The organism is Pseudomonas sp. PD9R, from assembly GCF_019200975.1.
GTDB lineage: Bacteria > Pseudomonadota > Gammaproteobacteria > Pseudomonadales > Pseudomonadaceae > Aquipseudomonas.
The window spans coordinates 951,951-965,481 of record NZ_JAHTMR010000001.1 but is presented as its reverse complement, the minus strand read 5'-3'; the positions used below and the strand labels follow the sequence as shown (position 1 = coordinate 965,481).

Sequence of the window (13,531 nt, the reverse complement as noted above, 5' to 3'; positions counted from 1 at the left end):
GATGAATCAGCCGTCAGCTGCAGCAGCACCTGCCCCGTCTCCCGCCATATCGATTCAGGACATGCATAAATGGTATGGCGATTTTCATGTGCTCAAGGGCATCGACCTGCACATCTCCAGCGGCGAAATAGTGGTCGTATGCGGCCCCTCGGGCTCCGGCAAGTCCACGTTGATTCGCTGCCTGAATCTGCTGGAAGACTTCCAGAAGGGCAACGTGTTCATCGACGGTAACGAGTTGACCCGTGATGCCTCATGCGTGGCCAACATACGGCGCCAGGTCGGCATGGTTTTTCAACAATTCAACCTGTTTCCGCACATGACGGTCCTGGAGAACCTCATGCTCGGGCCGCGCCTGGTGAGCAAGCTCAGCGAGTCCAAGGCCCGCGAACTGGCCTACGAATACCTTGATCGAGTGCGGATCAGGAACCAGGCAGATAAATACCCGGGCCAACTCTCGGGCGGCCAGCAGCAGCGCGTTGCCATTGCCCGGGCACTCTGCATGCGCCCACGCATCATGCTGTTCGACGAACCCACTTCCGCGCTTGACCCCGAGATGGTCAAGGAAGTGCTGGATGTGATGGGCGAGCTCGCTCAGGACGGCATCACGATGGTATGCGTCACCCATGAGATGGGGTTCGCCCGACGGGTTGCCGACCGAATCATCTTCATGGACCAGGGTTGCATCATCGAGCAAGCCAAACCCAACGATTTTTTTGACAATCCGCAGCACGAACGTGCCCGGGAATTCCTGTCGCAGATTCTCAGCCACTGAGAAGCATCGTCATACCTTCCCAAGTCATCGACAAAAACAACAAAAACCCGCACCCAAGATACCTGGAGGCTTACTCATGATCTCACTCACTCGCTTCTTTACTGCAGCCGCTGTCGCCACCGCCGTCACGATCACCACCGGCGCCGCTTGGGCGGGTTCAACCCTCGACCGAATCCACGAAACCAAGGTGATCAAAGTGGCCACCGCCGCCAACTGGCCACCGCAATCGTTCCTCGGCCCGGACAATAAACTGCAAGGCTTTGACATCGATGTCGCCAGTGAAATCGGCCGGCGCCTGGGCAGCAAGATCGACTTCGTGACGCCTGAGTACGGGATCATCACCGCAGGACGCTGGTCGGGTCGCTGGGACTTGTCGGTCGGCTCCATGACGCCAACCACCGAGCGTGCCCGAGTACTCGACTTCCCCGCCATTTATTACTACACGCCGTATGTGTTCGCAGTGCACAAGGATGCAGCCGGGACTAAACCGGTGGATCTGAACGGCAAGATTATCGGTGTCGAAGCAGGCACGACTTCCGAGGACTATATCAACCGTCGACTTAAGATCGACGCTGCCGATGTACCCCCCTTTACTTATGACGTCACACCCGGCGATGTGCGGACCTATGGCGACAGCATGGGCCCTCTGGATGACCTGCGCATGGGTAACGGCGTCCGGCTGAATGCGACTTTGTCGGCGCTTCCAACCATCGTCGCTGCCGTCAAAAATGGCTATCCCATCGTGCAAGTGGAAGGCAAACCCGCCTACTACGAACCCTTGGCCATCGCCGTGGACAAAGGCGATGAGGCGTTCAATGGCGCGCTGACCAAGATCGTTGCCGACATGAAAGCCGACGGCACGCTGAAGCAACTTTCCGAGAAGTGGTACGGCGCCGACCTCACCCAGGTTCAATAAAACCCATGTAGCGCAGGCGCCCGTCCTCGACGCGGCGCCCTGCATGCCTGCGCCTCGAAAAAGGACAACGGACTTCATGTTCACCTATAACAACAACTACTACACCGCCACGATGCACGACACGACGCAGCGCGCGGCGCTGTCCGGCAGTGCCCAGGCCGATGTGTGCATCATCGGCGCAGGACTGGCAGGGTTGAGCACCGCCTGGGAACTGGTATCGCGCGGGCAGTCGGTCGTGCTGCTCGACGCTGGCCGTGTTGCCTGGGGAGCGTCCGGCCGTAACGGCGGCTTCGTCCTGCAAGGCTGGTCCGAAGGGTTGTCATCCATCGAACGACGCTGCGGAAAACCAACGGCCGCCGCGCTGTTCAAACTGTCGCTCGAAGGCGTCGACATCGTTCGGGATACCATCGCCCGCCATCAATTGCCAGGCTGTGCATCAACACCGGGAAAGCTGAGCGTGGTTCGCTACGAGGATGGTGACAACCTCAAGCGCATGCGCGACAAAATGGCGACTGATTTCGACTTTCACCTCGACTACCTGGATCGCCAGGCCGTGCGCGATAAGCTCAAGACCGACAGATACTTCCAGGCCCTGCGCGATACCCATGGATTCCACTTCCACCCTTTGAACTATTGCCTCGGCCTGGCCCGGCTTATTGAGCGCGGTGGCGGAAAAATCCATGAACAATCGCCTATGGTCCGAGTCGAGAGCCGGGACGGACGGCACCGCGTCTACACCAATCAGGGCACTGTCGATTGCGCCAATGTGGTGTATTGCTGCGGCGGCTATGGAGGCCCTGAGTTCGGAAAATTACGCCGCGCCTTTCTGCCGATCGCGACCTACGCGGTGTTGACCGAACACTTGGGCGAGCGCCTGGCAGATGCCGTCGGCACCACCGATGCCGTGGGCGACAATCGCCGGGCCTCGGACTATTACCGAATCGTCGATGGTGACCGCCTGCTCTGGGGCGGTCGTATCACCACCCGGAACCTGCAAGATGAAAAACGCCTGGGGCAACTGCTGACCGACGACATTCTCGACGTCTATCCGCAATTGCGCGGCATCAAGATCGACAAAGCCTGGTCCGGGCTGATGGGCTACGCGCGGCACAAAATGCCTCACATTGGCCCGCTCGGGAAAGGACTGTGGGCATGTACATCATTTGGTGGCCATGGTATGAACACCGCGCCTATCGGCGGACGCGTCATAGCCGAAGCCATTTGCAGCGAAACAGATCGCTACCGACTGTTTGATGCTTACGGCCTGGAATGGAACGGTGGTCCCCTCGGTCCGGCAGCTGCGCAAACGGTCTATGCCGGCCTGAAGATCATGGACATGTTTCAGGAAACGCGTTCGCAACGCAGGGCAACCCATAAAAACTGAATCCGAACGAGGTCAAGGAAGTGTCCATGGATGCGCAGAATCCCGGTCCATTGTTTAATCTGACCGACAAGGACAGGCAATTGCTTGGCCTCCTGCAGGCCAACGCACGCGAGCCTACCGCTTCACTGGCACGTAAACTCGGCGTCTCGCGCTCTTCGGTGCAAGAGCGAATTACCCGCCTGGAAAAGGCTGGCGTCATCACCGGCTACAGCGTGCGCATCGACCAGGACAAACTCCAGCAGACCATCAATTGTTTCACCATGACCTCCTGCACGAACAAGAGTTACACCGATGTCATGACCGCTCTTCGCAAGATGGACGCGGTTCAGGCCGTATATGCGGTCTCGGGCGAGTCCGACTTCATTATTCATCTCTCCACCTCGACCCTGAGCGAACTCAATGCCGAGCTCACCAGGATTAACATGGTCAAAGGCGTGGCGCATACCGCCTCCCATATTGTGATGGAAACCAAATTCAGCCGGAAATTGACGGTGTGAAGTCTTCTCTGTCATCAAATCGTCACGCCCAGCAAGCACAATGCGATCAGCCAAAGGGATTTGGCCCATCTACAGAAAGCCCGGACTGATTCCGGGCTTTTTCGTTCCTGCGACATGCTTTTCACGAAGTGCTCACAAATCTGAGCGCACATTGAGCAGACAAAAGGATTTGACCCCAACACAAGAAGCCTGGCCCTGCGCCGGGCTTTTTGCATTTAGTGACGCAGGTTCCCCAGGAATCCCCCTGCTCAGAGGGTCAATCTCTATACATTCATGGCACTCGATTCTGGATCGTCACGCTGGGTGACGCGTCAAAATGAGAACGCGGCTTCATCCATAGCCATCAGGCAATGGGCGCCGCCCAGTAAACTTTCACGGTGACCGCTGGCTCGGGGCAGCACGCGGCGCCAATAAAAATCAGCTGCTTGCAGCTTGGCGCGATAGAACGCAGGCTCGTCGGTACCTTCGGCCAATGCTGCATCGGCGCGCATGGCGGCCTGCAACCATAGACCGCCCAGTAGCACGTAACCGGAGTAGGCAAGGAAATCCACCGACATGGCACCGATTTCCTGCGCATCACGCTGACACGCTTCGACAACCTCGACGCCCAGTGCACGCCACTCGGCCAGACGCTGGCCCAGTGCCCCGGCCATCTCTCTGAGCGCCGATTGTGAGGCGGCGGCTTCAACATGCACGGTAAGTTCGTCGATCAAGGCGCCAAGCTCTGCGGCGTTATCGCCCAGCACTTTGCGCCGAACCAGATCAAGCGCCTGAATACCGTTAGTGCCCTCATACAGCTGTGTGATGCGGCTATCGCGCATCAACTGCTCCATGCCCCATTCGCGGATATAACCGTGGCCGCCGTGCAGTTGAACGCCCAGGCTAGCGACCTCCTGGCCGACATCCGTGAAGAATGCTTTGACGATTGGAATCAGCAACGCCGCCCGACGGCCCGCTTGCTGGCGCCCCTGTGTCTGCGGGTCGCCGTGTTCGAGGTCCAGTTGCATGGCGGTATAGGCCGCGAGCATACGGCAACCTTCGCTCAAGGTTTTTTGCGTCAGCAGCATACGGCGTACATCGGGGTGCACGATGATCGGATCGGCACTTTTTTCCGGTGTCACCGGCCCGGTCAGGGCTCGCGACTGCAGACGCTCGCGGGCATAAGCGAGACCGCCCTGGAATGCGGCCTCGGCGATACCGAGTCCCTGTAAACCCACCTGAAAGCGCGCATCGTTCATCATCGTGAACATGCACGCCAGCCCCTGATTAGGCTCGCCGACCAACCAGCCTTGTGCGCCATCGAAATTCATCACGCAGGTGGAAGCGCCCTTGATGCCCATTTTGTGTTCCAGCGCGCCACAGCTCAGCGCGTTGCGCGCCCCCGGTGTGCCGTCATCGGCAGCGATGAATTTTGGCACCAGGAAAAGGCTGATGCCTTTCACTCCCGCCGGGGCATCAGGTAACCGGGCGAGCACCAGGTGAACGATGTTCGAGGTCAGGTCCTGGTCGCCGCCACTGATGAAAATCTTGTTGCCACTGACCTGATAGCTGCCGTCGGCCTGAGGCTGGGCGCGGGTGCGCAACAAGGCCAGATCAGTACCGGCCTGGGGCTCGGTGAGGCACATGGTGCCCGACCATTCACCGCTGACCAGTTTGCCCAAATAAGATCGCTTGAGTGATTCACTTCCATGCCGGTGCAAGGCCAGTACGGCGCCCTCGGTAAGGCCGGAATAAATGCGGAAGGACAAAGACGCGGCCATCAGCATCTCGTGGAAGCTGGCCGAAATCAGCTGCGCAAAGCCCTGCCCCTCGTACTCTTGCGGGCCGGTCATGCTCGCCCAGCCATTGTCCACGTACTGCTGATACGCCTCGCGAAAACCCTCCGGCGTGCTGACGCGTCCGTCGACCAACTGGCAGCCTTGCTCGTCGCTATTACGGTTGAGCGGCGAGATCACCTCGGCCGCGAAACGGGCCGCTTCCTCCAGTACACCGTCAATGGTTTCCCGGTCCAGCCCATTGTTCAAACGCTCGCAGTGGCCGCAGGCGTCGAACAGCTCATGCAGGACAAAGCGCATGTCGCGCAACGGCGCTTGATACTTCATACACGCCCCTCGTTGAAATCGGGAACGTGTTGGCCGGTTTCTGCCAGATACTGGATCACATTGAACGATGTACTCACGGTAAGCACTCCTGCATTCGAGTGGAAAAGACCAGGCCCCACCCTAAACAGGTACTTACTGTTTTTGAAATTTCATTTTCATATGACGGACATTTGCGGGGTGAATGCGAAGAACTCGACCTGAGTCTACGGGGTGTATTCGGCAGGCTGCTGCACGAGGTGATACACGATCGCTTCTTTGTTTGGAAAAAAGCGCAGCGGTGACCGGTTGAAACCCCGTCACCGCCCCGCTTCAATGCCTGGCGACTTACTGCCCGCTTCTGATCATGTCCGCTACCTTTTCACCAATCATGATGCACACCGAGTTAGGGTTCCCCGAAATCAGCGTCGGCATGATCGATGCGTCGGCAACGCGCAGCCCTTCGATGCCGTGCACCTTGAGATCCGGCCCCACGACCGAGCGATCATCCACGCCCATGCGGCAGGTGCCCGACGGGTGCAGCGCTGCGTGAGCCTCTTCGTGGCAGAATTTCTTCATTGCGTCGCGAGACCTGACTGTAACGTCCGGTACATGACGCTTTGCAATGAAGGGTTTGAAGGCGGCCTGGGACATGATTTCCTCACCCACCATGCAACCATCCACCAGGCTTTCAATATCGTAAGGGTCGGAGAAATAGTTGGGCACGATCCGCGGTGGCGACATCGGGTCTGCTGAATAGAGCTCAACATAACCTCTGGACTTTGGACGAATCTGGCCCAGGTTCAAGGTGCAACCATTGCCGCCGGGAACCGAATCAACGCCCTCTTCAATGCCCGCGCCAACCACCATGAAATACTGGATATCCGGATTGGTTGCAGACTTGTCCCCCCACCAGAAGGCCCCGCCTTCAATCAGGTTCGACGCCGCCGGGCCTTGCCTGAACAGGGCGTACTGCAAGCCTGCCATGATTTTCCAATGGGCTTTTTTGTACTTGTCGTAGCTGTGCGGGCCCGTCAACTCATAAACCAGCGACACCTCGATATGGTCCTGAAGGTTCTGCCCCACACCGGGCAGATCCTTGACCACTTTGATGCCATGTTTATCCAGCTGCGCGGCAGGGCCAATGCCGGACAACATCAACAATCGGGGTGAGTTGATGGCGCCGGACGATAAAACGATTTCCTTGTCGGCATGCATCACATGCCTTACGCCCTTCTCGATGTATTCAACGCCAATGGCTTTGCTGCCCTGGGTCAAAATGCGGATCACGCGACAACCCGTCTTGACCGCCAGGTTCTTGCGCGACTTGGCAGGTGCCAGATAGGCCACCGCCGCGCTGCTGCGAAACCCGTTTTTGGCGGTGATCTGATAAAGCCCACAACCTTCGGGTTTACCGGAATTGAAGTCTTCGTTGTACGGCAGGCCGTATTGCTGGCAGGCGCGAAGCCAGACTTTGGTCAATGGATGGACATTGATCGGATCAGAAACACCCAACGGCCCGCCAACACCATGGGCTTCGTTACAGAAGCGCTCGTTGTCTTCGGCTTTTTTGAAGTAAGGCAACACGTCTTTGTAAGACCAGCCGGTTGCGCCCTGCTCGGCCCAACCATCGTAGTCGGCCGGAACGCCGCGGATGTAGATCATTGCATTGACCGAGCTCCCGCCACCCAGCACGCTGGCCTGGACCATTGTCGGGGTTTCGGTCCGGCGCTGGTCTTCGGTGGGCTCCCACGCATAGCGTTTCAACAACGGGCCTTGCGCGGTTTTGTAGTAAGCGCCGGGAATATGGATGTAGGGGTTGCGGTCGCGAGGCCCCTCCTCGAACAGGACGACGGATGCAGATGCGTCTTCGCTCAGTCTCGAAGCCACGGTGCAACCTGTCGAGCCGCCTCCGATTACGATGAAATCCACCATTACGACCTCAAATCTTCTTGGTATTCAAAATAAGGCTGCCTGAAGCAGTGCCCGCCAATAGTTGTGCGCAAGCGTTGACCCGACCACCGCACAGTGACGAACTGATCGAAATCAAACCTGTAAGAAACAGAACTTTTTATCGCATTGAAAAAGCGGCTTATCCGCCTACGAGTCGGCTCAACAGTGCCTGCAACTCTTTGGCGACCTGGTAGCTGTTCTGCTGTTGCTGTTTCTTGCAAAACAACTCACAACTCCACCATCCATCGTACCCGGTCGCCTTCACCGCAGCCGTCCACTCGGCGAGGTTCAAGACCCCGCTTCCCGTTGGCACATCCCTGAGGACGTCTTCATTCGGAATGCCTCCCGCAAAAGGCAGCGAGTCACACACATGCACGCCATAGATCACGTCTTTATTCATTGCGGCAATGTCTTGCGGCTTCACTCCGGATGTAAAGCAATGCCAATAGTCGATGACCATCTTGACGTTACTGCGCTCGGTGCGATCAATCAGTTGGCGCTGATGTTCCAGGCTATTCAAGGGCGTCCATGACAAGGCTTCAAGATAAAGCAGGAGGTCATATTGCTGTGCCAGGTCAGCCAGTAAAGCGAGGTTCCTGGCGGTCAAGGCGTACTGTTCAACTTCATCAAACCCCAGCAAACCCGAGTAATGAATGCTCTTGCCTTGATGCTGAAAATCGATAACCGCCTGAACGTTGATCGGCCCGGTGAGTACTTGCACACCTTTGGCGCCCGCCAGGTTGGCCAGTTGAAACAGACGCTCGGCCTCTTTCAACAAGTCATCCCGTTCGGCGCCCTGCCTCTCGATATCCCGCAGGTAACCGATCCCGGTCACGTGGACATCTTGGAGCAGGTGTTTGAGTTCCGACTCGGAATAACCGGCCTGCAGATAAGCTTCCAGTTTGGCGCTGTTGATCTCCAGCGCGTCGAATCCCACAGCCTTTGCGATGTCGATGTCCATCGCCAGGGTCGAATGCTTTGCGACGGTGGAATGCAAGGCCAGAATATTGTTTTGGGTGTTCATATGACGCTCCTGCCGTTGTAATTCATTGTAGAGCGATCAAATTCGGGCAGTCATTTCGCAGCCACAAGAAATAAGGCGCAACCTGACGCAGTCACTGCGTCAGGTTGCGTGGCTCAAGCGTGCGCGAGGCGATTGGCCAAGGTAGCGACCGCCAAGGCAGCCGCATCCAGTCGTTCCTGGGGCAAGGCCCCACAAGCGACAGCGGCGACAATCGCACGAACGATCTGCGCGATCTCAGGTATTGCCTTTGCGGATATCAGCAACAGATCCGCCCCGGCATTGAGCGCCGCAACCGCCACCTCGCCCAGTGATGAGTTGCCGAGGGTAGAGCGATGGTCCAGGTCAATGGTCATGACCAATCCCTTGAACCCCAGTTCATGCCGCAGCACACCGATGAGCTCGGGCGAAACGGAGCCGGCAATAGGAGGTTCGCACGCCGCAAAAATTGCCGGCCCCATCATCACCGCGTCCGCGCCGGCATCCACTCCAGCCTGGAACGCTGGCCAATACGCCCGTAGCTGGTCCAGTGACTCGGTCACTACCGCTACCTCAGACGACGGTTGTCGCAGCAATACCGGGTGCCCGGGAAAATGCTTGAGCGTACTCGCCACTCCGGCCCGTCGCACACCGCGCACATACGCCCCAACCATGGCGGCAGCCTGGCCGATATCATCGGACAACGTGCGCCCCTGCAACCAGACATTGGTGCCACCCACCACATCGGCGGTCGGCGACAACAACAGGTTCACCCCGGCATGGCGTACGGCCGTTGCCACCTGAAAACATGCCTCTTCCAACTCGGCAAGCTCCATGGCCCTGGCCTGATCAGGCTCAGGCAGCGCCGGGGCAACGCCTTGCAATCGGTGAACGGCGGAAATGTCCGCATCGGCTGCGAGTATCAGCGGCCCGGCGATATTTTTTGCTGTGGCGGTGAATCGTTGCCACTGCTCCAGCGTTTCCGACGCCAGACGGCTGGCGCTCATTTTTCCGCTGCCGTACTCCTGCGCGGTCTCGCCAAAGAGCAGGCTGCGCCCGCCCCTATCGAGAAATCCACGCACGTCGTCACTCATGTCCAGATCAAGCAAAACCGGAAACAGGACACCGTATGCCTTGCTTTCATTTGAGCTCATGATCAGTCCCGGTTTGCAGCGTTCTGGTCGTGCGCCGTATTGGCCAGCTCGCGCACTTTGAATGAGGCGTGCAACAGAACCTGACGGTCCAGAACGCCCTCATGGACGGCCGCAACAATGGCATCGGCGATGGCATCAAGACCTGACTCACTGGACACCAGCAACAGATGTGCGCCTGCCGCCAGCGAAGCAACCGCCGTGTCCGTGATCGAATTGCCGCGCAGAATGGACACCGCATCGAGGTCATCGGAAATGATCAAGCCATCGAAGCCAAGGGTGTCACGCAGAATGCCAATGACTTTCGCCGAGGTAGAGGCCGAGTGATCAGGGTCGATCGCCGGAAACACCGCAGGCCCTGGCATCACCGCTTGCACACCAGTAGCAATGACCTCCTTGAACACTTCTAGGTTGTCATGCAGCAATTCCAGTGGCCCGGGAACTATGGCCTCAGCAATCGCCGGATCAGCTTCAGTGATGTAATGGCCAGGAAAGTGTTTCGCCGTGGCAATCACCCCTGCTCGTTGAACCCCACGGATAAAGGCACAGGAAACCCGGCTGACCTCAATCGGATCGGCGCCCAGATGCCGATTGACCAGCCACGGATTGGCACCGGTCACCACATCGACGATCGGCGCCAGAAACAGATTAACCCCCAGGCTTCGGGCCACCTTGGCCATCTCGAAGCAGCGATGCTCGATGTCCTGTGAACTGAGGTCCTTGAGTTGTTCCCTTGATGCAATTGCAGGCACCAGTTGATGGAGACGTTCGATGCCGCCCAGCTCCTGATCGACCGCTATCAGCACCGCCGCTCCCGCCAACGCTGCAGCCTGGCGCGCGACGTTGATGAAGTCCGCCGGGGATTCCGCGCTTTTTCGTTGCTGGGTCATGGCTCTGCCCACGTATTCATCTCGTGTTTCACCCAGCAAAATGGAAACACCACCACGGCTCAAATAGCGACGGACATTGTCGTCCAGGTTCAAATCCCCGAACGCGGGAAGCAGTACCGAATACGCAGCTCTATGCAGTTCGCTAGACATCGATTTTCCTCAACGGGGTAATTTTGAGCAGACCGCTCACTTTTATTGATGCGAACAAAACCGTTATTTCTCGAAGCAGGACAACTCCCTCGCTGTCGAAATTACGGTCTTAGCTTTTTGGAAAAGGCACCCAGGCACGCCGTCGACTGGACTCGACACACGCCTGGGACAAAATGACGCCGCGCACGCCTTCATAAATATCCGGGAGCGGGATTTTGGTTGCCGTGCGCCAACCCGCGCCGGCATCGAGCGCCTCGGCGAAATCGGCATAGAGAACGGCAAGCGCTTCCAGGTATCCCTCGGTATTGCCCGCAGGCAAACTGGTAAAGCTCAATGTCTGGGCGGCGTTATCACGTTGGCCGCGACGGTAGATGCGTTCGGCAGCGTCGACAGGTGTAAAGCGCAGGGTTTCCGGGGACTCCTGACACCATTCAATCGATGCCTTGCTGCCGATGATCTTGAAGCGCAATCCGTTACGATGACCGGGCGCCGCAAAACTGGCCCACAACAAACCGTCCACGCCGTTCTCAAATTCAAGTTGCACCACACAGGTATCGTCCAGCCCCCAATCGGGAACGACCGTGGTCAATTTGGCATTGAGATTGGTGCAGCGACGCCCGGAGAGGAATTCAAGCATGTTGAACGCATGCGTTCCGATGTCGCCCAAAACACCGGTCGGGCCGGCCTTTTCAGGATCGCCCCGCCACGCCAGGCTTTTGTTCAAGCCGGACACACCGGGGGCCAACCACTCCAGCAGGTACTCGACGTACATGAAGCGAATGTCACCCAGCTCCCCGGCCTGAATACGACTGCGGGCGTCCCGGACCATGGGGTAGCCTTGATAGGTGTAGGTCATCGCAAAAAACGTATCGTACTGTTCGGCAATGCGGCCCAACTCAAAAGCTTCTTGTGGACTGTTGACCAACGGCTTGTCGCAAATAACCGGGATTCCCGCCTGCAAAAACAACTGACAGGGTTCGAAGTGCAGATGGTTGGGTGTGACGATGACGACCGCCTCAATGGGGTCGGCACGGCGCGACTCGGCGGCCGCCATGTCCTCGAACGACAGGTAAATCCTTTCGTCCTCGAGGCCAAAAGCCTGACCCGCCTCACGGCATTTATCCGCATCCGAAGAGAAGGCACCGGCGACGATATCGAAGCGATTACAAAGACGCATGGCCGCCCGGTGATAACTGGCGAAGTAAGCGCCCTGTCCGCCGCCAACCATGCCGACCTTGAATCGCCTTTGCCCAGGAATGTCGCCTGTTAACCTTGCCATCGCCGAAATACTCCAATAAGTAACGCTCACTCGCGCAGCCTTGAGAAATCTTCGTCGTGCCCGTTTCCAACTGCGCGACGTGAAGTATCGACGGCAGTCTTTTCTTTCACCATTTCGCACAACATCGATACATGACGCGAACTGAAGCACTCGTAAATGGCACAAATAGCCAACGCTTCACATTGATTGGCAAATACCTGTTACCGAGGGCCTGGCAAAGTGTTACTTGCCCGCGCCCCGGTAACCGCTGGACGCTCTGGCACGCTGATTCGACCACGATGAATTACGCCTCCTCCAACATTGTCAATGCATGAAGCCTGCGGAAAAGCGCTTACAATTTGACGCATTGACTCATTTGAACGGATTAAACTTGAATATCAGGAGTGGGCATGGAACATGCTTAGTTAAAACATTGAATATTCAAATACTTGAGTCGGCAAAGGGTTATATCCAAGGTTATTTTTGATCATTCTTATATAACCAATACATATAACTTATATAACCACGCACTCTTACGCAGGCCCACATCGAGATAACAAATGCCCAGTCGAGGAGATCCGCCCCCCATGTCGTTAACTGCTGCCACCTCGCACCCCGAGCGCCAACAGGTTCGCAGTGACTTGCAAGCCAACGTGCAAAAAAACCTGAGTACGCTGGTTGAGTCTTGCCGGTCGGTGGCGGACATGTGCCGAAAAGTTGATGTCAATCGCCAGCAGTTCAACAAGTACCTGGTGGGCCAGCACGTTCCTTCACAGAAGATCCTGCAGAAGATCGGCCGCTATTTCATGATGGAAGCCGAAGACCTTTTTCGACCGCCAGCCGAATTCAAGAAATTTTACGAAGGCTACGAAAACGAATTGCCGACAGACTTGCGTGCCTCGGCGCAATTCAATCATTTCCTGCCCTTGGCCAAGCAGTCGGCGGATCTGCTCGAAGACTATCTGGGTGTCTATTACCGCTACCACAACTCATCGATCTATAAAGGCAGGATCCTGCGCTCGGTCACGTGCCTGTATCGGGCCGATTCGATGGTCCAGTACGTCACAGTGGAGCGTTTTCCGTTGCTCGATGGCAGCGGAAAGATTGGCTATTCATTCACTTATCACGGTTTTTGCCTGCTGCTGGGAGATCGCCTGTTCATGGTGGACTTCGAAGGCAAGCAGCGGAACGAGATGACGTTTTCGATTCTGACGCCACAACATCGCCGGCCGATCCGGTTCCTGTATGGCCTGGTCACCGGCGTGGCGTCGTCCTCTTTCCGCCAGCCCTTCTCCACCCGCATGGCGCTGGGACTCGTGGACAAAGGCAAGATCCGTAAACATCACCTGCGCAATGCAACCGCTGTACTTCCCAGCGATCAGTCGCTGCCGCTGGAAGTGCGCGAATACATGACGGGCGACAACGCCACCATCGTCTGGGGCGGTCAGGATTGAGGCCGGCCTGCATTTGCCAGCGCTGACT

11 protein-coding genes are annotated in these 13,531 nt (G+C 57.4%); 5 read left to right on the top strand and 6 right to left on the bottom strand.

The window, feature by feature from the left end; all coding sequences use genetic code 11:
• Window position 1: 1 nt before the first annotated feature.
• The 4 genes from KUF73_RS04385 to KUF73_RS04370 all read left to right on the top strand — a co-directional run bounded on the left by KUF73_RS04385 (window position 2) and on the right by KUF73_RS04370 (window position 3,569).
• Complete coding sequence (locus tag KUF73_RS04385) at window positions 2-772, top strand: amino acid ABC transporter ATP-binding protein (RefSeq protein ID WP_218436800.1); 771 nt, start codon at window positions 2-4, stop codon at window positions 770-772.
• A 76-nt stretch (window positions 773-848) separates the two neighbouring features.
• The gene (locus KUF73_RS04380) at window positions 849-1,688 is read left to right on the top strand and encodes a transporter substrate-binding domain-containing protein (RefSeq protein ID WP_218436799.1); all 840 of its coding nucleotides are present in this window, start codon (window positions 849-851) and stop codon (window positions 1,686-1,688) included.
• 76 nt (window positions 1,689-1,764) lie between these two features.
• Complete coding sequence (locus KUF73_RS04375) at window positions 1,765-3,072, top strand: FAD-binding oxidoreductase (protein WP_218436798.1); 1,308 nt, start codon at window positions 1,765-1,767, stop codon at window positions 3,070-3,072.
• Between the two features lie 26 nt (window positions 3,073-3,098).
• Window positions 3,099-3,569, top strand: a complete 471-nt coding sequence (locus KUF73_RS04370) for an Lrp/AsnC family transcriptional regulator (RefSeq protein WP_218436797.1) — start codon at window positions 3,099-3,101, stop codon at window positions 3,567-3,569.
• A 311-nt stretch (window positions 3,570-3,880) separates the two neighbouring features.
• Here the strand turns inward: KUF73_RS04370 and KUF73_RS04365 are convergent, their stop codons facing one another.
• The 6 genes from KUF73_RS04365 to KUF73_RS04340 all read right to left on the bottom strand — a co-directional run bounded on the left by KUF73_RS04365 (window position 3,881) and on the right by KUF73_RS04340 (window position 12,070).
• Window positions 3,881-5,671 (bottom strand): acyl-CoA dehydrogenase C-terminal domain-containing protein, encoded by a 1,791-nt coding sequence (locus tag KUF73_RS04365; RefSeq protein WP_218436796.1) that lies wholly within the window; start codon window positions 5,669-5,671, stop codon window positions 3,881-3,883.
• A 324-nt stretch (window positions 5,672-5,995) separates the two neighbouring features.
• Complete coding sequence (locus tag KUF73_RS04360) at window positions 5,996-7,582, bottom strand: GMC family oxidoreductase (protein WP_218436795.1); 1,587 nt, start codon at window positions 7,580-7,582, stop codon at window positions 5,996-5,998.
• Between the two features lie 157 nt (window positions 7,583-7,739).
• Window positions 7,740-8,624 (bottom strand): sugar phosphate isomerase/epimerase, encoded by an 885-nt coding sequence (locus KUF73_RS04355; RefSeq protein ID WP_218436794.1) that lies wholly within the window; start codon window positions 8,622-8,624, stop codon window positions 7,740-7,742.
• A gap of 113 nt (window positions 8,625-8,737) precedes the next feature.
• Window positions 8,738-9,754 carry a glycoside hydrolase family 3 N-terminal domain-containing protein gene (locus tag KUF73_RS04350; protein WP_218436793.1) on the bottom strand — a complete coding sequence of 339 codons (1,017 nt, stop codon included), beginning with the start codon at window positions 9,752-9,754 and terminating at the stop codon, window positions 8,738-8,740.
• A 2-nt stretch (window positions 9,755-9,756) separates the two neighbouring features.
• Window positions 9,757-10,791 (bottom strand): glycoside hydrolase family 3 N-terminal domain-containing protein, encoded by a 1,035-nt coding sequence (locus KUF73_RS04345; protein ID WP_218436792.1) that lies wholly within the window; start codon window positions 10,789-10,791, stop codon window positions 9,757-9,759.
• Window positions 10,792-10,900: 109 nt separating this feature from the next.
• Complete coding sequence (locus KUF73_RS04340; RefSeq protein ID WP_218436791.1) at window positions 10,901-12,070, bottom strand: Gfo/Idh/MocA family protein; 1,170 nt, start codon at window positions 12,068-12,070, stop codon at window positions 10,901-10,903.
• A 566-nt stretch (window positions 12,071-12,636) separates the two neighbouring features.
• On the opposite strand from KUF73_RS04340, the gene KUF73_RS04335 reads away from it, so the two are divergent.
• On the top strand, window positions 12,637-13,503 hold the full coding sequence (locus tag KUF73_RS04335) for a helix-turn-helix transcriptional regulator (protein WP_110661413.1): 867 nt from the start codon (window positions 12,637-12,639) through the stop codon (window positions 13,501-13,503).
• Window positions 13,504-13,531 lie beyond the last annotated feature (28 nt).